Source organism: Bradyrhizobium sp. SZCCHNR2028, from assembly GCF_032380995.1.
Classification (GTDB): domain Bacteria; phylum Pseudomonadota; class Alphaproteobacteria; order Rhizobiales; family Xanthobacteraceae; genus Bradyrhizobium.
The window spans coordinates 145,015-171,332 of record NZ_JAUHJF010000003.1; the positions used below are offsets into that span (position 1 = coordinate 145,015).

The following is a 26,318-nucleotide window of genomic DNA, read 5'->3' on the forward strand; positions in this document are numbered from 1 at the left end:
TGGCGCCACGACGAGGCGCCCGGTGACAGAATATACCGATATTGCGATCATTGGCGGCGGCCTGGCCGGCGCGATCACGGCCGCCATGCTCGGGCGTGCGGGCATCCCGGCGATTCTGGTCGATCCCCACGCGATCTACCCGGCCGACTTTCGAATCGAGAAGATCTCCGGTGCCGGGCAGATCGACCGGTTCCGTCGCACCGGGATCGCCGACAAGGCGTTAACCCAAGCCACCCTGGCCCCGGAGAACTGGATCGCCCGATTCGGCTACGTGCTCGAACGGGCGCCAGTCCAGCAATATGGCATCCTGTACGATACGCTGGTGACGGCCGTGCGTGACGAGATCCGTGGCCCTGTGACGCGAATCGTCGCCAAGGCCGTGGCGATCACGCCAGGCGAGGATCGCCAGTCGGTCGTGCTGTCCAACGGGCAGACGATCTCGGCCCGCCTCGTCGTGCTCGCCAACGGGCTGAACGTTGGGCTGCGGCACATGCTGGGAATCACCCGCAAGATCACCAGCCCCGCGCATTCCGTCTCGATCGGCTTCGACCTGACGCCGGTCGGCCGCGCCGCCTTCCCGTTCCCGGCCATGACCTACTTCCAGGAGCGGGCCAGTGCGCGGGTGCCCTACATCACCCTGTTCCCGATCGGCGAGCGCATGCGGGCGAACCTGTTCGCCTATCGCGAGGTGGATGATCCCTGGCTGCGGGCGATCCGGCGCGCCCCGGTCGAAACGCTGACGACCGCCCTGCCCGGCCTGCGGCGGATCACTGGCGAGTACGCCGTGAGCGGCGAGGTGAAGGTCCGGCCGGCCGATCTGATCACCAACAGCGGATATCGCATGCCCGGCGTGGTGCTCGTCGGCGACGCCTTCTGCACCACCTGCCCCGTCACCGGCACCGGCTCCGACAAGGTGTTCACCGATGTCGAGCGCCTCTGCAACGTCCACATTCCGCGCTGGCTGGCGACTGACGGCATGGGCGAGGCCAAGATCGCGGCCTTCTATGCGGACCCGGTCAAGATGGCCTGCGATGCGTGGTCGCTCGAGAAGGCCTGGAATTTCAGATCCGTCTCGATCGGGACCAGCCCCTATTGGCAGGCGCAGCGCTGGGCACGCTTTGCAGTCTCGCTCGGCCGCGGCACGCGGCAGCGGCTGACGAAGACCATTGCGCCGCTCAACGCTTATTCGTCGTCATCGTCATCATCATCATCGTCTTCATCGCTGTCGTCGTCGGCCTGATCGGCCCGACTCGGCTGGTGGCCCTGGTCGTCCCACAGCTTGCGATAGACACCGTTCTTGGCCAAGAGCTCGGCGTGGCTGCCGCGCTCGATCGCCCGGCCGCCAGAGATGACGATGATCTCGTCCATCTCGACCACCGAGGTCAGGCGGTGGGTCGACCAGATCATGGTGCGGCCCTTGGCGACCTTGAGCAGGGTGCGGTTGATTGCGGCTTCCGTGGTCTGGTCGAGCGCCGAGGTCGCCTCGTCGAGCAGCAGCACGGAGGGATTGCGGATGATGGCGCGGGCGATTGCGATGCGCTGGCGCTGGCCGCCGGACAGCGTGTCGCCGCGCTCGCCGACGAGCGTGTCGTATTTCTGCGGCAGGCTCATGATGTAGCGGTGGATCTCGGCCTTCTTGGCCGCCTCCTCCACCTCGGCGTCGGTGGCGCCCTCCTTGCCGAGCCGGATGTTCTCCCGCAGCGACATGTTGAACAGCATGTTCTCCTGGAACACCACGGCCATGCTGCCGCGCAGCGAATCGCGCGTGACCCTGCGGATGTCGACGCCGTCGATGGTGACGCGGCCTTCGTTGGGCACGTAGAGTCGCAGGATCAGGTTGAGCAGCGTGCTCTTGCCCGAGCCCGACGGACCGACGATCGCGATCCGCTTGCCGACGTCGAGCTTGAGGCTGAGATTGTCGAGCACCGGCGTCTGGCTGCCCTCGTACTGGAAGGTCACGCGCTCGAAGGTGATGTCGTGGCTGATGCGGGGCAGATCCGGCGCGCCCGGCCGGTCGGCGCCGCGGGTCGGCTCGTCCAGCAGCTCCTGCATGTGCCGGATTGCGGCCGCCGAGGAAATCGACACCGGCACGAAGTGCATGACATGGGCGATGTTGTAGGACACCTCCCAGAACGCGCTCTCGAAGGTGACGAAGGTGCCGATGGTGATCTGGCCCTTGGTCGCGAGATAGGCGCCTAGGGCGAGCACGACGAGATGCAGCAGCAGCACGGAGATCGTGACCGTGCGCTCGACCATGGTCGACAGGAACATCGCATCGGCCATCTTGCGCCGCGCCGCGTCGTTGCGGAAGCTGAACCAGCCGAATACCTTGCGGTGCAGGCTGAAGGCCTTGATGACGGCTTGCGCCGCGATGTTCTCCTGGATCACGCCGAGCAGCGACGCCTCGTTCAGCTTCTGCTCGTAATTGGCCTGAACCGCCTTCGGCGTCAGGATGCGCGGGCCGATCAGGGTGATCGGAAACACCAGCAGCGCGATCGCAGCGAGCTGCCAGTTGAGGAACAGCATCAGAATGATGCCCGCAATCAGCTCGAGGAACGGCAGCACAGCGCTGTTGGCGAAACTCTTCACGACGTTCTCGAACGCCGACATGTCGACCGAGAAGCGCGACAGGATCTCGCCGCGCTTGGTGCGCTGGAAATAGGCGGCCGGCAGGTTCTGCACGTGGTCGAACAGACGGGTGCGGACATCCGAGATGACGCAGGCCGCCAGACGCGCATCCCAGCGCTCGTAGAGCACGGCAACGATCGAGGTGAAGATGCCCGCAACGGCCAGGACGCCGAGGATGCGATAGAGCGCCTCGAAATCCTCCTCGCCGAGCGCATCGTCGATCAGGAACTTGAGGCTGAGCGGCATGATGACGTTGAACAGCGTCTCGATCAGGACGCCGATCGACACGAAAGCCAGCATCTTCTTGTATCTGGCGAGCAGCGGCGAGACGAAGCCGTAGATGGTCGCAAGCGCACCGGCGGCCTCGCGGGCCGTGTAGACGACGAGATCCTCGTCGTCGTCATCATCGTCGAGGTCGAGGCCGGCCTCTTCGCCGTCCTCCTCGTCATCGTCCTCGATGACATCAGCCTTCTCGGTCGCCGACGTCTTCGCTGTTCCGGGTTTTGGAACGGCAGGCACGGCCGCCGGCGGCCCCCGCTTGTCCAAATCATCGGCAGGATCAGCTGCCGTTGCGGACGTCTGATTTCGCGGCGGTGAAGATTTGGGCGCCATTCAACGAACCGATCCTGCACGGCCAGTATGACCGTAACGGATTAAAGCGGCTCGGCTTTAACACCTGTGTCCGCCGGCCGCCAGCATTCTCGCGACACGGTGCCGCAGCGGCAACGAACAAGACGCGGCCCTGTCACGCAACCAGCACAGTCACAAGCGCCGCGGACGCAAACACAGCATCGAGATGCCGGGTTCAACGCCCGCGACCTTGGCTCGAAATGACGGCGGCTGTGCCGCAAGCCTAGTCCTCGTCCTCGACCTTGTCGAAGAACGAATAGCGCAGGCTGTCGGCGTCGGCGTACCACTGACCGGGCCCCTTGTTGGCCGCGAGCGTCGCAGCCCACACCTCGTCGGTGCAATCGCGGCGGTGCATGGCCAGATCAAACCCGTTGCCGAAGAACAGCTCCGACCACTCCCACCAGGTGCCGAGCTTCTTGACCCCACGCAGCAGGTCGTAGCGGTCGACCAGCGCCGGGGCCATGTCCGAGGTGATCGAGCCGAACACGAGGCCGGTCTTGACGACACGGTTGAGCTCGCGGACCGCGCGCGCAACCTGCTTGTCACCGAGGTGGCAGAGGCTGGTCTCGAACACGAAATCGAACTCACCGGTCTTGAACGGCATGTCGGTGATCGAGCCGAGCTTGTTGTACTTCTTCAGCGCCTTCGGCGTCTTGCCGTGGATGTAGCGGTTGTTCTCGATGCCCCAGGCATCGATGCCACGCTCGCGGAGCGCACCCACCAGCTCGCCGCTCGCGGAGCCGGCGACCAGGAGCTTGTAGCCCTTGCCCTTGCCGGCCCGGTTCCAGACGATCTTGATCAGGCTGGTCAGATAGTCCGGATCGGTGAACTGCGACCACGCTTCGCTGTACGGCCCCTGCCCGCGATAATTGTCGAAATAGTCGCGGTCGATCTTGTCCGACAGCGGCATCTCGGCCTGCGAGCGGGCGCGGCGCAGCCGCATCATCTCGGTCAGGATGATGTCGGTGGCCGCATCTGAGGAATCGAGCAGCCCGTTCAAGGTCGAGTCGAACAGGTAGTCTCCGACCACGACGATACCGGGGTGCTCCTTCGGCTCAGGCCGGTGATTGGTCATGACGTCGCGCACCGGCAGACCGCCGGGCAGCGCGTTGACCGACGACAGCCAGCGATGGATCTTGCCTTCCATGAAGTGCGCGCGCGCGTCGCCGAGCGCCGCCGGGAGCGACTTCAGCGCGGCATCGATCAGCTCCTGGTCCGACAGATTGGCGAAGGCGAGCGCATCCGAGCCCGCGATCAGCCAGTTCAGCACGCCGTGCTTGCCGACGTCGTGGCGCGAGCCCTCGTTGTAGATGCAGCAGCCGCCGAACGCCTCCGACATGAACCAGGAGCCCGGAATCTTCTCGCCCCAGAACGGCTCGTCGAACAGGATCGAGACGCGCAGATAATGCGCGGGACGATCGAAATAGGCGATGTGCTTGACCATGGACTGGCGCAGCTTCTCGCCGTCCCAGCCGACCGTCGACAGCCAGGAATGCGGCAGACACACCAACACGAGATCGAACTCGCGCGTCTCCGGCCCCTTGCCGTTCATCATGTTGAGCCGGTAGCGGCCCTGCTCGGTCTTGCCGATGCGGAGCACGCGATGATTGAGTTTGATATCGGCATCCACCTCCGAGCGAAGGCACTCGATCAGCTGCTCATTGCCGTTCTGGATCGAGTACAGGCCGATATAGTCGTCGATATCCATCACGAAGTTCTTGAGCGCATTGAGGCCGTTGGTGTTGTGGGCCTCGGTCGCGAGGTCGGAGCGCGACATCACCTTGAAGAAGCGCTTGGCCGTGGGATCCTCGACCTCCTCGTCGAGCAGCTCTTCGCAGGTCTTGTAGGCCCAGGGGTGCTCGTTATCGTGGGCGCCGACGCCTTCGTAATATTCGACCGGCGACATTACCTCCGTACAACGCTTGCGGAACGCCTCGACGGCAGCGGCCGTCTTCGGGCCGTACTTGCGGCGCAGCCCGGGCACGTCGTCGAGCAGCTCGCCGTCGAGCTGGACCTGCAGCGCATCCATCGGAATCGTCTGCAGACCGAAATGCTGGATCAGCTCGCGCAGCGGATCAGGGCCGGTCATCGAGTAGTCGTAGATTTCTGCGACACCAGCCTCATACATCGCCGGTGCGGTATCGAACTTGCGCGTCACGATCTTGCCGCCGAGCCGGTCGGATGCCTCGAAGATCGTCACCTTGCAGAGATCGCCGAGTTTGCGCCTCAGGTACCAGGCGCTCATCAGTCCACCCGGACCGCCACCAACAATCGCAAGGTCAAGCATCGAAGTTCCGCCATCTCCGGCTGTCAGCGACGTTGCCGGTCGTCCATATCAGGGGTCCTGCCACCCTCGGGGCTCGATCGGCCATAGCGTACCCGGCCCGCAAAAGATTTGCGCCGGAGCAAATCGGCGCATCGCCACGGGAGTCGACGGAAATCAGCTCAGCGGATCTGATGCTTCCAAAAGCGCCTCTGTCCCTGAAGGGAAGATGAACAACGGGGCAGCAGCGCGGCAACAGGAGAAGAAAATGTTAAAAAAGGCCGGCAACCGCCGGCCTTCTTCTACGCGTGATGAACGCGCGGCAGACCCCGACACCGTCAGGGTCATGCCGCAACCGTCCGCTTACTCTGCCGGCGGCAGAGCGAGCGGCTGAGGCTCCGGCTGCGCCGGCACGATCGCCGCCTGCTTCTCGCGCTCGTCGAGAATCAGCTTGTCGCGCTTCAAGGCGACTTCGCGGATGCGGGCCATCGAGGCGCCGGTGCCAGCCGGGATCAGACGGCCGACGATGACGTTCTCCTTGAGACCCTCGAGCGGATCGATCTTGCCGTTGACCGCCGCCTCGGTGAGGACGCGGGTGGTCTCCTGGAATGAGGCCGCCGAGAAGAACGACCGGGTCTGCAGGCTCGCCTTGGTGATGCCGAGCAGAACCGGAGTGCCTGTGGCCGGCTTCTTCGCCTCCTCCACGGCTTTCGCGTTGAGCAGGTCGAACTCGATCTTGTCGACCTGTTCGCCCGAGATCATGTCGGTGTCGCCCTGGTCGGCGATCTCCACCTTCTGCAGCATCTGACGGACAATCACCTCGATGTGCTTGTCGTTGATGAGCACGCCCTGCAACCGGTAGACCTCCTGGATCTCGTTGACCAGATAGGCCGCGAGCTCCTCGATGCCCTTGATCGCCAGGATGTCGTGCGGCGCCGGGTTGCCCTCAACGATGAAGTCACCCTTCTCGACGATGTCGCCATCCTGCAGATGGATGTGCTTGCCCTTCGGGATCAGGTACTCGCGCGGCTCCTCGGTCTTGTCGACCGGCTCGATCGAGATGCGACGCTTGTTCTTGTAGTCGCGACCGAACCGGATGGTGCCGGCGATCTCAGCGATGATCGCGGCATCCTTCGGCTTGCGCGCTTCGAACAGCTCCGCCACCCGCGGCAGACCGCCGGTGATGTCGCGCGTCTTGGCGCTTTCGGTCGAGATACGCGCCAGGATGTCGCCTGGCTTCACCGTCGCACCGACGTCGACAGAAAGAATCGCGTCGACCGACAGCATGTAGCGGGCATCGCCGCCGCGGGCGAGCTTGAGCACCTTGCCGTCCTTGCCCTTGATCACGATCGCCGGACGCAGATCCGCGCCACCGCGCGTTCCACGCCAGTCGATGACCACGCGCTTGGCAATACCGGTGGATTCGTCGAGCGTTTCCGAGATCGACAGACCTTCGGTCAGATCCTCGAACCCGATCGTGCCCTCCGCTTCCGTGAGGATCGGGCGGGTGTAAGGATCCCACTCGGCGATGCGCTGGCCGCGCTTGATCATGTCGCCGTCGTCGACGTGCATGCGCGAGCCGTACTGGATACGGTGCGTCGCACGCTCGGTGCCGTCGGGGTCGACGATCGTCACGACCATGTTGCGGACCATCGCGATCAGGTGACCCTCGCTGTTGCGAGCGATCGACTTGTTCCTGATGACCACCTTGCCTTCGAAGTTCGATTCCACGAAGGACTGCTCGTTCAGCTGCGCCGCGCCGCCGATGTGGAAGGTGCGCATCGTCAGCTGGGTGCCGGGCTCACCGATCGACTGCGCGGCGATGACGCCGACAGCCTCGCCATGATTGACTGGCGTGCCGCGCGCCAGATCGCGGCCGTAGCACATCTTGCAGATGCCGTTGACGAGCTCGCAGGTCAGCGCCGAGCGGATCTTCACCTCCTGGACGCCGGCCTGCTGGATGGCGTCGATGTGGCTCTCCTCCATCAGCGTGCCGGCCTTGACCAGCACGGCATTGGTCGCGGGATCACGCACGTCATCGCAGGGCACGCGGCCCAGGATGCGCGAGCCGAGCGAAGCCACGACCGTGCCGGCATCGACGATGGCGCGCATCTTGATGCCGAGATGGGTGCCGCAATCGTCCTGCGTGATGATGCAGTCCTGCGCGACGTCGACCAGACGACGGGTCAGGTAGCCCGAGTTCGCGGTCTTCAACGCGGTGTCCGCGAGGCCCTTGCGGGCGCCGTGGGTCGAGTTGAAGTACTCGAGAACCGACAGACCTTCCTTGAAGTTCGAGATGATCGGCGTCTCGATGATCTCACCCGACGGCTTGGCCATGAGGCCGCGCATGCCGGCGAGCTGACGCATCTGGGCCGGCGAACCGCGGGCACCGGAATGCGACATCATGTAGATCGAGTTGATGTCGGCATCCGCCCCCGTCGCCGTCTTCTTGGTGACGGAGATTTCCTTCATCATCTCCTTGGCGATCTCTTCGCTGGCCTTCGACCAGGCGTCGACGACCTTGTTGTACTTCTCGCCATGGGTGATCAGACCGTCATTGTACTGCTGCTCGAAATCCTTCGCCAGCGTACGGGTGGTGTCGACGATCTTCCACTTGCCCGCCGGCACGACCATGTCGTCCTTGCCGAACGAGATGCCCGCCTTGAAGGCGTTGTAGAAGCCGAGCGCCATGATGCGATCGCAGAAGATCACCGTCTCCTTCTGGCCGCAGTGACGATAGACCTGATCGATCACGCCCGAGATTTCGCGCTTGGTCATCAGCTTGTTGATGACCTCGAACGTGACGCGCGGATGCTTCGGCAAGAGATTGCCGAGCATGACGCGGCCCGCGGTGGTTTCGATCCAGCGCTTGGCGACCTTGCCGGTCTCGTCCATGCCCTCCCAGCGATACTTGATCTTGCTGTGGAGATGGATGGCCTTGGCGTGCAGCGCATGCTCGAGCTCGGCCATGTTGCCGAACGCCATGCCCTGGCCGGGCATGCCTTCGCGCATGATCGAGACGTAGTAGAGACCGAGCACGATGTCCTGCGACGGCACGATGATCGGCTGACCATTGGCCGGATGCAGGATATTGTTGGTCGACATCATCAGGACGCGCGCTTCCAGCTGCGCTTCGAGCGACAGCGGAACGTGGACGGCCATCTGGTCGCCGTCGAAGTCGGCGTTGAACGCGGAGCACACCAGCGGATGCAGCTGGATCGCCTTGCCTTCGATCAGCACCGGCTCGAACGCCTGGATGCCGAGGCGATGCAGCGTCGGCGCGCGGTTCAACAGCACCGGATGCTCGCGGATGACCTCGTCCAGGATGTCCCAGACCTCGGGGCGCTCCTTCTCGACCAGCTTCTTGGCCTGCTTGACCGTCGTCGACAGGCCCTTGGCATCGAGCCGCGAATAGATGAACGGCTTGAACAGCTCGAGCGCCATCTTCTTCGGCAGGCCGCACTGGTGCAGGCGCAGCTCCGGACCGACCACGATGACCGAGCGACCGGAATAGTCGACGCGCTTGCCGAGCAGGTTCTGACGGAAGCGGCCCTGCTTGCCCTTGAGCATGTCGGCGAGCGACTTCAACGGACGCTTGTTGGCGCCGGTGATGACGCGGCCGCGGCGGCCGTTGTCGAACAGCGCATCCACCGCTTCCTGAAGCATGCGCTTCTCGTTGCGGATGATGATGTCCGGCGCGCGCAGCTCCATCAGCCGCTTCAGGCGGTTGTTGCGGTTGATGACGCGGCGGTAGAGGTCGTTGAGGTCGGAGGTCGCGAAGCGGCCGCCGTCGAGCGGCACCAGCGGCCGCAGGTCCGGCGGGATCACCGGCACCACGGTCATGATCATCCATTCCGGCTTGTTGCCGGAGTGGCGGAAGGCCTCGACGATCTTCAGGCGCTTGGCGAGCTTCTTGTGCTTGATGTCGGAGTCGGTCTCCTGCATCTCCGCACGCAGCGTCTGCTCGAGCTTCTCCAGCTCGAGGCCGCGCAAGAGCTCACGGATGGCCTCGGCGCCGATCATGGCGGTGAAGCTGTCCTGGCCGTATTCGTCCTGCGCCTTGAGGTACTCGTCCTCGGACAAGAGCTGACGGTCCTTGAGCGCGGTCAGACCCGGCTCGAGAACGACGTAGTATTCGAAATACAGGATCCGCTCGAGATCCTTCAGCGTCATGTCGAGCAGCAGGCCGATGCGCGACGGCAGCGACTTCAGGAACCAGATGTGCGCGACGGGAGCGGCGAGCTCGATATGGCCCATGCGCTCGCGCCGGACGCGCGACAAGGTCACCTCGACCGAGCACTTCTCGCAGATGATGCCCTTGTACTTCATCCGCTTGTACTTGCCGCACAGGCACTCGTAGTCCTTGATCGGCCCGAAGATGCGGGCGCAGAACAGGCCGTCGCGCTCGGGCTTGAAGGTGCGGTAGTTGATCGTTTCCGGCTTCTTGATCTCGCCGTAGGACCAGGACAGAATCTTCTCCGGAGACGCAATCGAGATCCGGATCTGGTCGAAGACCTGAGCCGGCGTCGTCGGATTGAAGAGATTCATAATTTCTTGGTTCATCGTATTCTCCTCGCGGGCCGATCGGGGGTCGGCCGCAAATTCGAAAATCTCTCAACGGGCGCCTTGTCCTGACCCGCGGGGGAAGGCGCCGGCACCCGGCCGTCCGAGACGGCCGGGCCTGACCTCTTGAACTACTCGGCGGCTTCCGACGTCGGCGCCGGTCCGAGCTTGGAGTTGTGCAGGTCGACGTTGAGGCCGAGCGAGCGCATTTCCTTGACCAACACGTTGAACGATTCCGGAATACCGGCCTCGAACGTGTCGTCGCCGCGCACGATCGCCTCGTAGACCTTGGTGCGGCCGGCGACGTCGTCCGACTTCACCGTCAGCATCTCCTGCAGCGTGTAGGCCGCGCCGTAGGCTTCGAGCGCCCACACCTCCATTTCGCCGAAACGCTGGCCGCCGAACTGGGCCTTGCCGCCCAGCGGCTGCTGGGTGACCAGCGAGTACGGGCCGATCGAACGCGCATGGATCTTGTCGTCGACCAGATGGTGCAGCTTCAGCATATAGATGTAGCCGACCGTCACCTTGCGATCGAACGCATCGCCGGTGCGGCCATCATAGACCGTCGACTGACCGGATGCGTCGAGGCCGGCGAGCTTCAACATCTCCTCGATGTCGGCCTCCTTGGCGCCGTCGAACACCGGTGTGGCGATCGGCACGCCACGGCTCAGATTGTGACCAAGCTCGATCAACTCGTTGTCGTTGAGCGACTTGATGGTCTCGTCATCGCCGTAGATCCGCTTCAAGGTCTCCTTCAGCGGCTTCACGTCCTGCTTCGACAGGTAGGCATCGACCGTCTGGGCGATGCGCTTGCCGAGGCCGGCGCAGGCCCAGCCGAGATGCGTCTCGAGGATCTGTCCGACGTTCATGCGCGAGGGCACGCCCAGCGGGTTCAGCACGATGTCCGCATGCGTGCCGTCCTCGAGGAACGGCATGTCCTCGATCGGCACGATCTTGGAGACGACGCCCTTGTTGCCGTGACGGCCGGCCATCTTGTCGCCCGGCTGGATCTTGCGCTTCACCGCAACGAAGACCTTGACCATCTTCATCACGCCTGGCGGCAGCTCGTCGCCACGCTGCAGCTTCTCGACCTTGTCGAGGAAGCGCTGTTCCAGCCCCTTCTTCGACTCGTCGTACTGCTTCCGCATGGCCTCGATCTCGGCCATCAGCTTGTCGTTCGGCGAGGCGAACAGCCACCACTGCGACTTCGGATACTCGTCGAGCACCGCGCGCGTGATCTTGGTGTCCTTCTTGAAGCCCTTCGGACCAGAGATGCCCTGACGGCCATCCAGCATGTCGGCGAGACGGCTGTAGACGTTGCGGTCCAGGATCGCCTGCTCGTCGTCGCGGTCCTTGGCCAGACGCTCGATCTCTTCCCGCTCGATCGCCAGCGCACGCTCGTCCTTGTCGACGCCGTGCCGGTTGAACACGCGCACTTCGACGATCGTGCCCTGCACGCCCGGCGGCACCCGCAGCGAGGTGTCGCGCACGTCAGAGGCCTTCTCGCCGAAGATGGCGCGCAGCAGCTTCTCTTCCGGCGTCATCGGGCTCTCGCCCTTCGGCGTGATCTTGCCGACCAGGATGTCGCCGGCGCGCACTTCCGCGCCGATATAGACGATGCCGGCTTCGTCGAGGTTCTTCAGCGCCTCTTCCGACACGTTCGGAATGTCGCGCGTGATTTCCTCCGGACCCAACTTGGTGTCGCGCGCCATCACCTCGAATTCCTCGATATGGATCGAGGTGAAGACGTCCTCCTTCACGATCCGCTCGGAGAGCAGGATGGAGTCCTCGAAGTTGTAGCCGTTCCACGGCATGAACGCGACCAGCACGTTGCGGCCGAGCGCGAGCTCACCGAGATCGGTCGACGGACCGTCAGCGATGATGTCGCCCTTCTTGACGATGTCGCCGACCTTCACCAGCGGACGCTGGTTGATGCAGGTCGACTGGTTCGAGCGCTGATACTTCATCAGCCGGTAGATATCGACGCCCGACTTGGTCGGATCGAGATCCTCCGTGGCGCGGATGACGACGCGGGTGGCGTCGATCTGGTCGATCACGCCGGAGCGGCGCGCCGCGATCGCGGCGCCCGAGTCACGGGCAACGACGCCTTCCATTCCGGTACCGACGAACGGCGCCTCGGCGCGAACCAGCGGCACCGCCTGGCGCTGCATGTTCGAGCCCATCAGCGCGCGGTTGGCGTCGTCGTTCTCGAGGAACGGGATCAGCGCCGCGGCCACCGAAACGAGCTGCTTCGGCGACACGTCCATGTAGTCGACCTTGTCGGGCGTCATCGGCACGACTTCGCCGGCGTGACGGCAGACCACGAGGTCCTCGGTGAAGCGGCCCTTGGCATCGAGCGGCACGTTGGCCTGCGCGACGCGGTAGCGCCCCTCCTCCATGGCCGACAGATACACCACCTCGTCGGTGACCCGGCCGTCCTTGACCTTGCGATACGGCGTCTCGACGAAGCCATACTTGTTGACGCGGGCGAAGGTCGCCAGCGAGTTGATCAGGCCGATGTTCGGACCTTCCGGCGTCTCGATCGGGCAGATGCGGCCGTAATGCGTCGGATGCACGTCGCGCACCTCGAAGCCGGCGCGCTCGCGCGTCAGACCGCCCGGTCCAAGCGCCGACAGGCGGCGCTTGTGGGTGATCTCCGACAGCGGGTTGGTCTGGTCCATGAACTGCGACAGCTGCGACGAGCCGAAGAATTCGCGCACGGCAGCGGCGGCGGGCTTCGCGTTGATCAGGTCCTGCGGCATCACGGTGTCGATGTCGACGCTCGACATGCGCTCCTTGATGGCGCGCTCCATGCGCAACAGGCCGATGCGGTACTGATTCTCCATCAGCTCGCCGACCGAGCGGACGCGGCGGTTGCCGAGATGGTCGATGTCGTCGATCTCGCCCTTGCCGTCACGCAGGTCGACCAGGGTCTTGATGACCGACAGGATGTCTTCCTTACGCAGCGTGCGCTGGGTGTCGGGCGCATCGAGCTCGAGGCGCATGTTCATCTTGACGCGACCGACCGCGGAGAGGTCGTAGCGCTCGGCATCGAAGAACAGCGACTGGAACATCGCCTGCGCCGAATCGAGCGTCGGCGGCTCGCCCGGACGCATCACGCGGTAGATGTCGAACAGCGCATCCTCACGCGTCATGTTCTTGTCGGCCGACAGCGTGTTGCGGATGTAGGGGCCGACATTGACGTGGTCGATGTCGAGCAGCGGCAGGTCCTTGTAGCCCTGCTCGTTCAGCACCTTGAACAGCTTGTCGGTGATCTCCTCGCCGGCCTCGGCGTAGATCTCACCCGTCTTCGGATTGACGAGATCCTCGGCGATGTAGTTGCCGAGCAGCTCCTCGTCCGACATGCGCAGCGCCTTCAGCCCCTTCTCCTGGAGCTGGCGGGCGGCGCGCACGGTGAGCTTCTTGCCGGCCTCGAGCACGACCTTGCCGGTGTCGGCGTCGATCAGGTCGTTCACGGTCGAATAGCCGCGGAACCGGTTGGCGTCGAACGGAACGCGCCAGCCTTCCTTGATGCGCTTGTAGATCAGCTTCTTGTAGAAGGTCGACAGGATCTGCTCGCCGTCGAGGCCGAGCGCGAACATCAGCGACGTCACCGGCAGCTTGCGGCGACGGTCGATGCGCGCGAACACGATGTCCTTGGCGTCGAACTCGATGTCGAGCCAGGAGCCGCGATACGGAATGACGCGGGCAGCGAACAGCAGCTTGCCCGACGAGTGGGTCTTGCCCTTGTCGTGGTCGAAGAACACGCCTGGCGAACGGTGCATCTGCGAGACGATGACGCGCTCGGTGCCGTTCACGATGAAGGTTCCGTTCATGGTCATGAGCGGAATGTCGCCCATGTACACGTCCTGCTCCTTGATGTCCTTCACCGACTTCGCACCGGTTTCCTCGTCGATATCGAACACGATGAGGCGCAAGGTCACCTTGAGCGGCGCAGCGAAGGTCATGCCGCGCTGGCGGCACTCGTCGACGTCGTATTTCGGCGGCTCGAACTCGTAGCGGACGAATTCCAGCATCGAGGTGCCCGAGAAATCGGAGATCGGGAACACCGAGCGGAACACCGCCTGCAGGCCCTCATCCGCTCGCCCACCCGTGGGCTCGTCCACCATCAGGAACTGGTCGTAGGACGCCTTCTGAACCTCGATGAGGTTCGGCATCTCGGCGACTTCCTTGATGTGTCCAAAGAACTTGCGAACGCGTTTGCGACCGGTGAATGTCTGCTGCGCCATCGTGGCCTCTCATTTCGTCGCCCGGAGGGGCGAACCTTCCGAAACAGCGGCTGCCACCGCCCCTTCGGGTTGAATTTCGATCCATTTCGAGGATCTGAGGCTCAAAGCCGGAACGGAAACGTCCCAGCTCTGTTCTTCAGACCAGCAAAACGCAAAACGACGCGCGAGGCGCGAGGGCGCACCCGCTCGTCACAACCATCTCGTCACGGACTGCAAAAGCCCGAAATTGCCTATCTCCCAACGGTCTAAGGGCGGAGACGCCACTCCACCGATAACCGGCTTTTCGTGCTGCCGACCCAATATGGGCCGACGATAGCCGAGATTCGAGGGGGAAGCCCCTAAATCTCCACACTTTTCCGTGTTCGGCCCGCAACGGGCGATCCTGTTGCACGCCTTTTGCAGTATCCCGGCCCGACCCGACACCTCTGCAAAACTCTTTCGTCTCGATGATGACCGGGCGATGTTACCGCCCGGTCACCATAATCTCTCGAAACCTTCGGACCTGCCTTAGGCCGCCGGAAGGCTCCGCTTGCAATCTTGCGATTACTTGAGGTCGATCTTGGCGCCAGCCTTCTCGAGCTGAGCCTTGATCTTCTCGGCCTCTTCCTTGTTGACGCCTTCCTTGACCGGCTTCGGGGCACCCTCGACCAGGTCCTTGGCTTCCTTCAGGCCCAGGCCGGTGATGGCGCGGACTTCCTTGATGACCTCGATCTTCTTGTCGCCGGCCGAAGCCAGGACAACCGTGAACTCGGTCTTATCTTCCGCCGGAGCGGCAGCGGCAGCGGCCGGGCCAGCAACCGCGACGGCGGCAGCGGCGGACACGCCCCACTTATCTTCCAGGAGCTTGGCGAGCTCGGCGGCCTCGAGAACGGTGAGCGAGGACAGGTCGTCGACGATTTTCTGCAAGTCAGCCATTGATCTACTTCCTTAAGATGGTTCGGTTCGAAACCAGGTTTTGAGTGTTTGCGAAGGGCGTCAGGCCGCTTCGCCCTTTGAGGCATGAGCCTGAATGACGCGCGCGACCTTGGCCGCGGGTGCGTTGGCGAGCTGGGCGAGCTTGGTCGCCGGAGCCTGGATCAGGCCGACGAGCTTGCCGCGCAGTTCGTCCAGCGACGGCAGCGAGGCGAGAGCCTTGACGCTGTCGACATTCAGGACGGTTTTACCCATGGAGCCACCGAGGATGACGAACTTTTCGTTCGCCTTGGCGAATTCCATGGCAACCTTGGGCGCCGCGACAGGATCGTTCGAAGTTGCGATCACGGTCGGCCCCTTCAACAGGGGACCGATGCCGACGACGTCCGTGCCTTCAAGAGCAATTTTGGCGAGACGGTTCTTCGAGACCTTCACCGACGCGCCCGCCTGCTTCATCTGCATGCGCAGCTTCTGCATCTGGGCTACGGTGAGGCCGGAATAGTGAGCGACGACCGCGACGCCCGTGGTCTTGAAGACCTCGTGCAGTTCCTCGACCGCCTCTTTCTTTGCCGCTCGTTCCACAGCAAGCTCTCTCCGGTTGGCGGCCTTCGCCCGAAAGCGGGACCGCCGGGTTGCACCCGCCGCCCCACCAAACCTGACCTCCGGACGGAAGAACCCGAGGACACGCAAGGCAAAACGGCGATGAATAGCCTGCCCTTCCGCAAGGCTTTATCGGCCCACGGAGTGTCGAGGTTCGAACCAAACCTGCATGCCACCACGACAGAAGCAGTGGACATGCCGAAATCCGGTCTTCACCCGTCTATGCAGGCTGGACGATTAAGCCATTGAGGAAATTGAATTCCGCGCCGGCGCCTGCAGTCTCGGACAGGATCGGGGTGATCGGCGGACCGACCTCCCCTGCGGCATTCGAGAGCAGAAAGATCCTTCTTCCTTCCGGGTCATCCAAACGGATATCCTCAAAAGGAATGCTGATCCTCTAGGCTTTCGGAATGCGCGCACGAGCGCGCCAGCAAATGCCAGCCCGCCCGGAAGCCGGTTCTTTAACGGGTCCACGGCGACTTGCCAAGACCCCCAAGAGCAAAAATCGCACCAGTTGGGCAGTTCGCGAGGCCCCCACGGAGCATCCGCCAGCGCCTGACAGGCGAAGGCGAGAGCAGCATGCGGGTTCCCACGCTCGGTCTCTCGCCCGTCATTGCGAGCGAAGCAATCCAGGGTCGAGAAGGAAGTCTGGATTGCTTCGTCGCAATGACGGCGCTCATGACGGCCGAGGTCTCACACCGGATAAGTGTAGGCCGTTGCGGCGGTCACACCGGGTCTTCACGGGCGCTTTGGCTTCGGCCGTCATCTGTGCGGCCGTGTTCGCATCCAGCCTCGGCCTGGCCGGCCAGGCAGAGGTCGATGCCACCTACAAGGACATCAAGCAGACGCTCGGCAAGGTGCCAGGCTTTCTCCACCAGGTTTCGAAAGCCGCGCTGCCGGGCGCCTGGGCCGAGGTGAAGGCGCTGCAGTTTTCGAACGAAACCGCCCTGCCGCCGAAGGTGAAGGCTCTGATCTCACTCGCCGTCTCCGCCCAAATCCCCTGTCGGTACTGCATCTGGGAAGACACCGAGAACGCCAAGCGGGCAGGTGCAACGAAGGACGAAATCGAGGAAGCCGTCGCGATCGCCGCGGTGGCCCGGCACTGGAGCACGATCTTCAACGGCATGCAGGTCGATTTTGAGACCTTCAAGAAGGAGCTTGGCGGCGACGCGCAAGCGACTCCGCCTGCCAAATAAGGCGAACACCATCGGCAATGTGCCAAAATCGGGATGCCGGACGGAAAACGCTGCCGTCGGCATCCCATGGCGTGACTTAGAAACCCACGATTGGAAGGAGGCAAGGATGCCCATCGTTTTCGGAGAAGCTGTCAGCACGGTGAAGGATATCGTGTCCGTGATGAAGAAGCATGGCGATGCGGTGCGCGGGACCTACCGTGCCCGCTACCGCTTCGATCCGCAGTCAAGCGATCCCTACACAACACCGCTTCTGGAGCGGCCGGCGAGCCTGAAGGACAATGCCCCGTCTGTCGTCTATCCTTGGGAACAGATCTTCGCCGCTGCAGCCGTCTGTGCCGGCTCGGACTATCCGATGCTGGCGGCGCATGCCGGCATCGATCTCCGTTCGGTCGAGTTCGTCGCGGAAGGCGTGTTCGATCCGCGTGGTGAATTCGATGGCCTCGAAGGGCTCGATGCGCCCGTCGAGGCCCGGCATTGCTACCTATCCCTCCACCTCCGCGCCACCTTGAGTTCCTCCGCACCGCGTGCCGAACTCGAGAAGATCCATGAGCGCGCCATTTCCCACAACATGGTGCTCGGCGCACTGAGGGGAATCCCCATGACCAGCGAGCTTGTGGTTCGGCAGGCATAGAGGTCAGATCGTCGCGTCCATGCCTGATGACTCGCGCCCACAGTCAAGCATCAAGGCTCTGATGGCCCACCATATCGCATCGTCCAGATCGGCACCTGACCGGGCCCATACTCATTTCCGATCCACAGTGTGCCGCAGATCTGCAGATAGGCGTAAGGCGTGCCATCGAACATCACCCACGCTCGCAATGACGAGGAGGGAGTTCGTCACGTCACGAGCATGGCAACGTTCGCGCGATCTGTCGGGTGCCGTGGCACCCGACGGGGCCGTGCCGCCTACCCCTTCGGGCAGGCCCCACCGGCATCGGCCCAGGCCTTGATCAGCTCGCCGAACTGCTTCTGGCTGCCCGGCGCCGGCGTCCGCCCTGCTCCCGGATTCCAGCCCCAGCCGACCAGTTCGTCCTCAGCCATATGATGAATCAGCTGGGCCATGGTCTTGCCGCCGTTGAGCTTCGGGTCCTTGATCTGGGTGCAGATCTGGCCGAGTGATCGGCCCTGCCAGGCCATCTCGATCGGCGCCAGCTGCCACTTCGGATTGCCGGGCACGCGCGCCGGGTCGAAATTGGCTTCGTGGTGACAGGTCGTGCAGGCGAGCCCGCCGGGCGCGCCCATGCCGGCCTCGCCGCGGACCACCAGCGGCTGGTGCGGAATCATCTTGTCGGTCTGGGTCGGACGATCGCCGGCCGGATGGCAGTTCATGCAGCGCGGCGACTGCAGCACCTTGCCGGCCTCCTCGAACAGCGCCACCGCGCGCTCCTCCCTGTTCTTGATCTTCGCGAAGTCTGCTGCCGGCTTCAGGCCATTGGCCATGCGGGTCGCCTCGGGCGCGGCATAGGCGCGCTGAAGCCCCGGATAGGCCGCGACGGCAACCGCAGCCAGGCAGCCGGCGAGCAACGCCATCGCCCCCATTCTAACCAGTCTCATGCAGTGTCTCCCGGCCGGATCGGCAATTGCGTGGGGCGCGGCAGGCCGAGCTTCGCCATGGCGTTGGCGACGGCCGGTCCGAGCGGCGGGACGCCGGGCTCGCCTACCCCCGATGGCTTCTCTGTCGACGGCACGATCGCGACCTCGATCTCGGGCATCTCGTGGATGCGCAGCGAGCGGTAGGTATCGAAATTGCCCGACACCGGACGTCCCTCGTCGAGCGGCTGCTGCGCATAGAGGATGTGGCCCAGCGCAAAGCCGATGCCGCCCTCCATCTGGGCGCGGATGATGTCGGGATTGACCGCGACGCCGCAGTCGACAGCGCACCAGACCTTGTGCACGACCGGTCCGTCGGCGCCCATCGACAGCTCGACCACCTGGGCGACGTAGGTGTTGAAGCTCTCGACCACGGCAACGCCGCGGGCGCGGCCCGCCTCGAGCTTGGCGCCCTTCCAGTCCGCGAGCTCGGCGACCGCCTTGAGCACGCCGGCGTGACGCGGCTTGTCGGCCATCATCGCCAGTCGCCCCTCCACCGGATCCTGGCCGGCGGCTTCGAGCAGCTGATCGACGAACGCCTCGACAGCGTAGCCGGTGTGGGTGTGGCCGACCGAGCGCCACCACAGCACGGGCACGCCGACATCGACCTGGTGCAGGTCGCAGCGGAAGTTCGGCACCTGGTACGGGATCTCGTTCGAGCCCTCATAGGCGGTCGCATCGAGACCATTCTTCATGGTCATCGCCTCGAACGGCGAGCCCTTCATGATCGACTGGCCGACGATCGTATCCGACCACGCCACGATCTTGCCGTCGCGAACGACGCCACGCATGCGGTGCAGGCTGAACGGCCGGTAGTAGCCGCCGCGCATGTCGTCCTCGCGGGTCCACACCAGCTTGACCGGACGTCCCGGCCCGATCGCCTTGGCGACCTGCGCCAGCTCCATGGCGACATGAGTCGACTGCTGCGCGCGCCGGCCGAAGCTGCCGCCGGCGAGAATCGTCTTGAGATCGACCTTGGCGATGTCGAGCCCCAGCACCTGCGCGATCACGGCGTGATCAGGCGTCGGAAACTGGCTGCCGTAGCGCGCCGACGCCGTGTCGCCCTTCCAATGCAGGAAGGCGTTGATCGGCTCCATCGGCGCATGCGCCAGATAGGGGAAGACGAACTCGGTCTCGATCAGCTTGCCGCCCTTGGCGATCTCGGCGTCGACGTCGCCCTCCTGCTTGACCAGCGCACCCTGCTTCTTCGCACGCGCGCGAAACTCCTCCAGCAATTGCGCCGTGCCGCGCGTCTCCGCCTTGCTGTCGTCCCAGGTGATCTTGAGCAGGTCGCGTGCCGTCTTGGCCGGCCAAAAGCCCTCCGCATAGACGGCGACGCCATTCGGCACCTCCTTGACGTCGACGACGCCAGGCACGGCCTTCGCTGCTGATGCGTCGAAGGAGGCCACCTTGCCGCCGAACCGCGGCGAGCGCGCCACCAGCACGGTCAAGGTCCCCGGATCCTTGATGTCGAGCGTGTACTCGGCCGAGCCGTTCGACTTCGCCACGCTGTCGAGCCGGGTCACGGCGCCTTCCTTGCCGATCAGCTTGAAGGCGGAGGGATCCTTGAGCTGCGGGTTCGCCGGCACCGGCTGTTGCATCGCCTTCGCGGCCAGCGCGCCGAAACCGCTCTGCTTGCCGGAGGGATGTCTAACGATACCTTTATCGACCGTGATCTCCTCGGCCGGCACCTTCCATTCGTCGGCAGCCGCAGCCACCAGCATCGCGCGCGCGGCGGCGCCGACCTTGCGCATCTGCTCGTAGGAATTGGCGATCGCGCTCGAGCCACCAGTGCCCTGCACCCCGAACAAGAGATTCTTGTAGAGCACCGGATTTGAGGGCGCATGATCGGCGCGCATCTGCGACCAATCGGCATCGAGCTCCTCAGCCACCAGGGTGGCCATGCCGGTGAACGGGCCCTGTCCGAACTCGATGTGCTTGCAGAGAACGGTGACGGTGTCGTCCTGGCCGATCACCAGAAACGTGTTCGGCGCGATGTTGACGGATTTTGCCGCAGCAGCGTCCTGCGCGTAGGCGACGCCGTTGCGCGCGACATAGGTGGCGAGCACGAACCCAGCGCCGGCTTTCAACAGCGAGCGGCGCGACAAGGTCGCAGCGGCTTCAGATTTCACATGAAGGTTCATGATCAGCCCTCCAGAGTCTTGGCGGCCGAATGAATTGCGGCGCGGATGCGGACATAGCTGGCGCAGCGGCAGATGTTGCCGTTCATTGCGAGATCGATGTCCTGGTCGCTGGGCTTCGGGGTCAGGCTGAGCAGCGCGGCGGCGCTCATCACCTGGCCTGACTGGCAGTAGCCACATTGTGGCACATCATGCGCGGCCCATGCCTTCTGGACGGCAACCGCCTCTTTGCTGGAGAGTCCCTCGATCGTCGTCACCTCGCTCTTCCCGACTGCCGACACCGGCAACGAGCACGAGCGCACGGTCTGGCCGTCGATATAGACTGTGCAGGCCCCGCATTGCGCAACGCCGCAGCCATATTTGGTGCCGGTCAGCCCAACATTGTCACGAATGGCCCAGAGCAAGGGAGTGCCGGGGTCGACATCAACCTGATGCTCCCGCCCATTGATCTTCAAAGTGAACGCCGCCATGGCCCCTCGCTCTATCTGTCGTCCTAACAGCAAGAGTTAGAAGCATTCGAGAATGGTTCGCAATTCACAGAGATGTGCAGTGCGTCAAAATATTTCTGCGCGGGGCGGAACGTTTTGGACGTAGCCCGCATCAGCGTCAGCCACAGCCCGCAAAGGCGAAAGCGACATGGGGGATGGTCCGTCCCGGGTCGTTCCGCTCGCCCGGGTTACGAGCTACTTGACTTGATAAGGCATCATCTCGCCGCCGAAGAACGCTGTGAGATTCGCCACCACGCAGGCCTGCATCGCGACGTGCGACTCCCTGGTGTTGCCGCCGATATGCGGCGTCACCACCACGTTGGGCAGGGAGGTCAGCTCATCCGGCGCATGCGGCTCCGTCTCGAACACGTCGAGACCGGCACCGGCAACGGTACCCTCCTTGAGCGCCGCCACCAGCGCCCGCTCGTCGATGACCGAGCCGCGCGAGATGTTGACGATGTGGCCGTCGGTGCCGAGCTTCTTGAGGAGGTCGGCGTTGACGACGTGGGTGGTCTCGGCGCTGGCACGGACGGCGATCATCAGCACGGTGCACCATTCGGCGAGCGCATCGAGGCTCGGGAAATATTGATACGGCAGATCGTCATAGCGGGTGCGGTTGAAATAGCCGACCTCAGTCTCGAAGGCGGCTACGCGGCTCGCGATCTTGCGGCCGATCTCGCCCGTGCCGAAGACGCCGATCTTGCAGCCGGCGAGACTGGGCGGCGGCTTCATCAGCGGCGATGGTTTTGCGGACGCCCAGCCCCCGTCGCGGACGTAGGCGTCTGCCACCGTCAGCCGCCGCGTGGTCGCCAGCATCAACATCACAGCGACGTCTGCGACCGCCGCGGCATTGGCGCCCGGGCTGTGGCCGACGGCGATGTTACGGGCCGCGGCCGCCTTCAGGTCGACGCCGTCGTAACCGGTGCCATAGCAGACGATGGCCCCGAGCGCCGGCAGCCTGTCCATGTCGGCAGCCCCCAGCGGCGTGCCGCCGGCCGTGATCAGCGCCCGGATCCGCGCGACCTCGTCCGCCGGAAACACCTCGTGCGCCGGCTTGCCGCCGCTGTCGAGCAGATCGAACCGATCGGCAAAGCGCTGGGTCAAGGATTTCGGCAGGCGGGAATAGATCAGGACCTTGTCGGGCATGTCGGCCGGTACTCCAAAATGCGAAGGGCGGGATCGATGAACGATCCCGCCCTCCCCAATCTAACCTATGCTTGGCCGCTCAGGCGAGCACGGTGCCCGGCTCGACCTTGACGCCCGGACCCATCGTCGAGGAGACGGCGACGCGCTGGACGTAGGTGCCCTTGGCGCCCGCCGGCTTGGCCTTCACCACCGCATCCGCCAGCGCCTTGATGTTCTCGACCAGCTTGTCCTCGGCGAACGAGGCCTTGCCGACGCCGGCCTGGATGATGCCAGCCTTCTCGACGCGGAACTCGACCGAACCGCCCTTGGCGCCCTTGACGGCACCGGCGACGTCCATGGTCACGGTGCCGATCTTCGGGTTCGGCATCATGCCGCGCGGACCGAGCACCTTACCGAGACGGCCGACCAGTGGCATCATGTCGGGGGTGGCGATACAGCGGTCGAAGTCGATGTTGCCGTTCTGCACCTTCTCGACAAGGTCCTCCGCACCGACGACGTCGGCACCGGCGGCCTTGGCTTCCTCGGCCTTGGCGCCGCGGGCGAACACGCCGACGCGCAGCGTGCGGCCGGTGCCGTTCGGCAGCATGACGACGCCGCGGACCATCTGGTCGGCGTGGCGCGGATCGACGCCGAGGTTGATCGAGACCTCGATGGTCTCGTCGAACTTCGAGACGGCCCGCTCCTTGATCATCTTGATCGCGTCAGCAAGCGGGTAGAGCTTGGTGCGATCGATGCCCTCGCGGGCCTTCTTCAAACGCTTTCCGAGTGCCATGGCGCCTTACCCCGCAACTTCCAGACCCATCGAGCGGGCAGAGCCCTCGACCATCTTCATGGCCGACTCGATCGAGTCGCAATTCAGGTCCTTCATCTTCTTCTCGGCGATCTCGCGCACCTGCGCCTTGGTCACCTTGCCGGCCTTGTCGCGGCCCGGCGCCTTCGAGCCGGACTGGATCTTGGCAGCCTGCTTGAGGAAGTAGGACATCGGCGGGGTCTTCATCTCGAAGGTGAAGGACCGGTCCGCATAAATGGTGATGACCACCGGGATCGGGGTGTTCTTCTCTTCCTTCTGGGTCTGCGCGTTGAACGCCTTGCAGAACTCCATGATGTTGAGACCGCGCTGACCCAGCGCGGGGCCGATCGGCGGCGACGGGTTGGCCGCGCCGGCCGGGACCTGAAGCTTCAGGTAACCGGTTACTTTCTTTGCCATTATGACTCTCCAATGCGTTCGCGATTCTGCCTGATGCGAACGCAACGCCTTCGGGCGACAAAACCCTCAGGCGAGGTTTGGGACCGTGGTCCGGCGCGCTTGATCCGGCTGGCAAAGCCGGTCACGCCTCCCACGAACGAAATCGCCCCCCGGTTGGGGAGCGAAGGGCGCCCGATACACGAGATCGGACGAAAAGGAAAGCCCGGGACGCCTAGAGACCCGGCAGCCCGGCCCTTAACCGACGATCTTCTCGACCTGGTTGAATTCCAGTTCGACCGGGGTGGCGCGGCCGAAGATCGACACCGCGACCTTGACCCGCGAGCGCGCCTCGTCGATTTCCTCGACCACGCCAGAGAACGAGGCGAACGGGCCGTCGGCGACGCGGACGTTCTCGCCGATCTCGAACGACACCGAGGATTTCGGCCGCTCCACGCCTTCCTGCATCTGGTTCAGGATGCGCATCGCCTCGCCTTCGGAGATCGGCATCGGCTTGTTCTCGGCGCCGAGGAAGCCGGTCACCTTGGGCGTATTCTTGATCAGGTGGAACGCCTCGTCGGTCAGCTTCATCTTCACCAGCACGTAGCCGGGGAAGAACTTGCGCTCGGCGTCGATCTTGCGGCCGCGGCGCACCTCGGTGACCTTCTCGATCGGCACCAGCACCTGCTCGAACAGGTCCTCGAGATTGCGCTGCTTGGCCTGCTCGCGGATCGACTCCGCGACCTTCTTCTCGAAGTTCGAATAGGCGTGGACGATGTACCAGCGCTTGTCGGAGCTTTGCGTTGCGGTTGCCATCAGTGAATGCCCAGCACGAGGGTGATGAGATAACGGATGATCTGATCGGCGGCGAAGAAGAACACCGAGGCCAGCGCCACCATCACGAACACCATGATCGTGGTGATGGTGACCTCGCGACGGCTCGGCCACGAGACCTTGGCGGTCTCCGAGCGCACTTCCTGCAGGAATTTGAACGGGCTGGTAGCCATCGTCAGGGGTCCGCGTCCGTCATCGGACGATTGAAGAGTTGACTGGGAAAACCGAACAGCCGTCCTTGGCCCACCCTCTTGTCGGAGAGATGAGCCGAATCCACGGGCTCGCTTGTTCGGGGAGTGAAAAGCCGCGCCGGATATCCGCTTTTATCGCGGGCCGGCTGCAGGTTGTCGAGATATCTACTGTCGGGCCGGCCAAAGGTCAAGATATGGGCATGCCGGGCGTCGGCGGCCATTCCCGCGTCAGGCCCCCGCCTGGTCCGCCACAACGCGGTTTTTCGTGCAACGGCAGGCCATTTCCGCACCACGGCAGGTTGAGCAGTTGCCGCGACGAAATGCCCGTGGTGGAGCAGCTCATGCTCTTGCCGGGCCTGCGCCACCCGCTCATTCTCGTCCGCACAAGAACAATCCGGAGGAAACCCATGACCTTTGCCCGGCGCAAGGGACGGACGCGCCTTGCCGCCGTCAGCCTTGCTGCTCTCGGTCTTGCCGCTCTCGCCCTCACCGCCGTCCCTGCCTGTGCCCAGGCCCCGCTCAAGATCGGCGTGCTCAGCGACTTCTCGTCGGTCTATTCGGACATCGGCGGCCAGGGCAATCTCGAGGCCACCAAGCTCGCGGTCGAGGAGTTCGGCGGCAGCATGTTCGGCAAGCCGATCGAGGTGATCAGCGCCGATCCGCAGAACAAGGCCGACATCGCCGCCGCGATCGCGCGCAAATGGTACGAGAACGAGGCCGTCGACATGGTCATCGACATGCCGACGTCGGCGACCGCGCTCGCCGGCATGGAGATGTCGAAGCAGTTCGAGAAGCTGATGATCGTGACGGATGCCGCGAGCTCCGACATCACCGGCAAGTCCTGCTCGCCCTACACCGTGCACTGGACCTACGACACCTACGGCAACGCGCACACGGTCGGCAGCGCCATCGTCAAGAACGGCGGCAACACCTGGTTCTTCATCACCGCCGACTATCTGTTCGGCCATTCGATCGAGCGCGACACCGGCGACGTCGTGCGCGCGGCCGGCGGCACGGTGGTCGGCAGCGCCCGCCATCCCCTCAACAACCAGGATTTCTCGTCCTTCCTGCTTCAGGCGCAGGCCTCCAAGGCCAAGATCATCGGCATGGCCAATGGCGGTGGCGACACCATCAACACCATCAAGCAGGCCGCCGAGTTCGGCATCGTCGCCGGCGGCCAGAACCTCGCCGGCATCGTGATGTTCATCTCCGACATCCACAGCCTCGGCCTGAAGCTCGCCCAGGGCCTGATCATCACCGAGGCGTATTACTGGGATCTCAACGACCGCACCCGGGCGTTCGGCAAGAAGTTCTTCGAGCGCATGAAGCGGATGCCGACCATGAACCAGGCGGCGACCTACAGCGCGACCCTGCACTATCTCAACGCGGTCAAGGCAGCAGGCAGTCGCGACACCAAGCCGGTGCTCGCCAAGATGCGCGAGACCCCGGTGCGCGACGCCTTCACCGACAACGGCGTCGTCCGCGAGGACGGCCGCATGGTGCACTCGATGTTCCTGTTCGAGGTGAAGAAGCCCGAGGAGTCGAAGGGCCCGTGGGACTATTACAAGGTGCTGGCCGAGGTGCCCGGCGACCAGGTGTTCCGGCCGATGAAGGACGGCAACTGTCCTTATGTGAAGCAATAAGGGGTTGCTGAAATGCATTCGGGGCTCGCGCGTTGCGGGCCCCGGCCTAACCTGTCTCGT

At 64.1% G+C, this 26,318-nt stretch carries 19 protein-coding genes; 4 read left to right on the top strand and 15 right to left on the bottom strand.

The window, feature by feature from the left end; translation table 11 throughout:
- The first annotated feature begins 22 nt into the window (after positions 1–22).
- Positions 23–1,240, top strand: a complete 1,218-nt coding sequence (locus QX121_RS06675) for an NAD(P)/FAD-dependent oxidoreductase (protein WP_315811481.1) — start codon at positions 23–25, stop codon at positions 1,238–1,240.
- Here the strand turns inward: QX121_RS06675 and QX121_RS06680 are convergent.
- The 6 genes from QX121_RS06680 to rplJ all read right to left on the bottom strand — a co-directional run bounded on the left by QX121_RS06680 (position 1,183) and on the right by rplJ (position 15,828).
- Positions 1,183–3,240 carry an ABC transporter ATP-binding protein gene (locus QX121_RS06680; RefSeq protein WP_315811482.1) on the bottom strand — a complete coding sequence of 686 codons (2,058 nt, stop codon included), beginning with the start codon at positions 3,238–3,240 and terminating at the stop codon, positions 1,183–1,185. The two genes, QX121_RS06675 and QX121_RS06680, sit on opposite strands and share 58 nt — an antisense overlap.
- 241 nt (positions 3,241–3,481) lie before the next feature.
- Positions 3,482–5,545, bottom strand: coding sequence for an FAD-dependent oxidoreductase (locus QX121_RS06685; protein WP_315811483.1), 2,064 nt, complete (start codon positions 5,543–5,545; stop codon positions 3,482–3,484).
- Positions 5,546–5,884: 339 nt separating this feature from the next.
- Positions 5,885–10,084 (bottom strand): DNA-directed RNA polymerase subunit beta', encoded by a 4,200-nt coding sequence (rpoC, locus tag QX121_RS06690; protein ID WP_315737593.1) that lies wholly within the window; start codon positions 10,082–10,084, stop codon positions 5,885–5,887.
- Between the two features lie 131 nt (positions 10,085–10,215).
- Positions 10,216–14,334 carry a DNA-directed RNA polymerase subunit beta gene (gene rpoB / locus QX121_RS06695; protein ID WP_315737592.1) on the bottom strand — a complete coding sequence of 1,373 codons (4,119 nt, stop codon included), beginning with the start codon at positions 14,332–14,334 and terminating at the stop codon, positions 10,216–10,218.
- 543 nt (positions 14,335–14,877) lie between these two features.
- The gene (rplL, locus tag QX121_RS06700) at positions 14,878–15,249 is read right to left on the bottom strand and encodes a 50S ribosomal protein L7/L12 (protein ID WP_315811484.1); all 372 of its coding nucleotides are present in this window, start codon (positions 15,247–15,249) and stop codon (positions 14,878–14,880) included.
- 60 nt (positions 15,250–15,309) lie between these two features.
- Positions 15,310–15,828 carry a 50S ribosomal protein L10 gene (gene rplJ, locus QX121_RS06705; protein WP_315737590.1) on the bottom strand — a complete coding sequence of 173 codons (519 nt, stop codon included), beginning with the start codon at positions 15,826–15,828 and terminating at the stop codon, positions 15,310–15,312.
- A gap of 794 nt (positions 15,829–16,622) precedes the next feature.
- Here rplJ and QX121_RS06710 point away from each other — a divergent pair.
- Together QX121_RS06710 and QX121_RS06715 are read left to right on the top strand one after the other, a co-directional pair.
- Complete coding sequence (locus QX121_RS06710) at positions 16,623–17,042, top strand: carboxymuconolactone decarboxylase family protein (protein WP_315811485.1); 420 nt, start codon at positions 16,623–16,625, stop codon at positions 17,040–17,042.
- A 106-nt stretch (positions 17,043–17,148) separates the two neighbouring features.
- On the top strand, positions 17,149–17,673 hold the full coding sequence (locus QX121_RS06715; RefSeq protein ID WP_315811486.1) for an OsmC family protein: 525 nt from the start codon (positions 17,149–17,151) through the stop codon (positions 17,671–17,673).
- Positions 17,674–17,948: 275 nt separating this feature from the next.
- Here QX121_RS06715 and QX121_RS06720 read toward each other — a convergent pair whose 3' ends face one another.
- The 9 genes from QX121_RS06720 to QX121_RS06760 all read right to left on the bottom strand — a co-directional run bounded on the left by QX121_RS06720 (position 17,949) and on the right by QX121_RS06760 (position 24,836).
- Positions 17,949–18,596 carry an Isoquinoline 1-oxidoreductase subunit gene (locus QX121_RS06720; protein ID WP_315811487.1) on the bottom strand — a complete coding sequence of 216 codons (648 nt, stop codon included), beginning with the start codon at positions 18,594–18,596 and terminating at the stop codon, positions 17,949–17,951.
- Positions 18,593–20,776 carry a xanthine dehydrogenase family protein molybdopterin-binding subunit gene (locus QX121_RS06725; protein ID WP_315811488.1) on the bottom strand — a complete coding sequence of 728 codons (2,184 nt, stop codon included), beginning with the start codon at positions 20,774–20,776 and terminating at the stop codon, positions 18,593–18,595. The genes QX121_RS06720 and QX121_RS06725 overlap by 4 nt, the downstream gene beginning before the upstream one ends.
- A 2-nt stretch (positions 20,777–20,778) precedes the next feature.
- Complete coding sequence (locus QX121_RS06730; RefSeq protein WP_315776633.1) at positions 20,779–21,243, bottom strand: (2Fe-2S)-binding protein; 465 nt, start codon at positions 21,241–21,243, stop codon at positions 20,779–20,781.
- 213 nt (positions 21,244–21,456) lie between these two features.
- Positions 21,457–22,407, bottom strand: coding sequence for a 2-hydroxyacid dehydrogenase (locus QX121_RS06735; protein WP_315811489.1), 951 nt, complete (start codon positions 22,405–22,407; stop codon positions 21,457–21,459).
- A gap of 79 nt (positions 22,408–22,486) precedes the next feature.
- Positions 22,487–23,179, bottom strand: coding sequence for a 50S ribosomal protein L1 (gene rplA, locus QX121_RS06740; protein ID WP_315754183.1), 693 nt, complete (start codon positions 23,177–23,179; stop codon positions 22,487–22,489).
- A gap of 6 nt (positions 23,180–23,185) precedes the next feature.
- Positions 23,186–23,614 carry a 50S ribosomal protein L11 gene (gene rplK / locus QX121_RS06745; protein ID WP_012045056.1) on the bottom strand — a complete coding sequence of 143 codons (429 nt, stop codon included), beginning with the start codon at positions 23,612–23,614 and terminating at the stop codon, positions 23,186–23,188.
- 234 nt (positions 23,615–23,848) lie between these two features.
- The gene (nusG, locus tag QX121_RS06750) at positions 23,849–24,406 is read right to left on the bottom strand and encodes a transcription termination/antitermination protein NusG (protein WP_284423110.1); all 558 of its coding nucleotides are present in this window, start codon (positions 24,404–24,406) and stop codon (positions 23,849–23,851) included.
- Positions 24,406–24,597 (bottom strand): preprotein translocase subunit SecE, encoded by a 192-nt coding sequence (secE, locus tag QX121_RS06755; protein ID WP_006611822.1) that lies wholly within the window; start codon positions 24,595–24,597, stop codon positions 24,406–24,408. The genes nusG and secE overlap by 1 nt, the downstream gene beginning before the upstream one ends.
- A gap of 2 nt (positions 24,598–24,599) precedes the next feature.
- The gene (locus QX121_RS06760) at positions 24,600–24,836 is read right to left on the bottom strand and encodes a hypothetical protein (protein WP_315811490.1); all 237 of its coding nucleotides are present in this window, start codon (positions 24,834–24,836) and stop codon (positions 24,600–24,602) included.
- A gap of 186 nt (positions 24,837–25,022) precedes the next feature.
- Between QX121_RS06760 and QX121_RS06765 the strand changes: the two genes are divergently transcribed.
- Positions 25,023–26,258 carry an ABC transporter substrate-binding protein gene (locus QX121_RS06765; protein WP_315811491.1) on the top strand — a complete coding sequence of 412 codons (1,236 nt, stop codon included), beginning with the start codon at positions 25,023–25,025 and terminating at the stop codon, positions 26,256–26,258.
- The last annotated feature ends 60 nt before the right edge of the window (positions 26,259–26,318 follow it).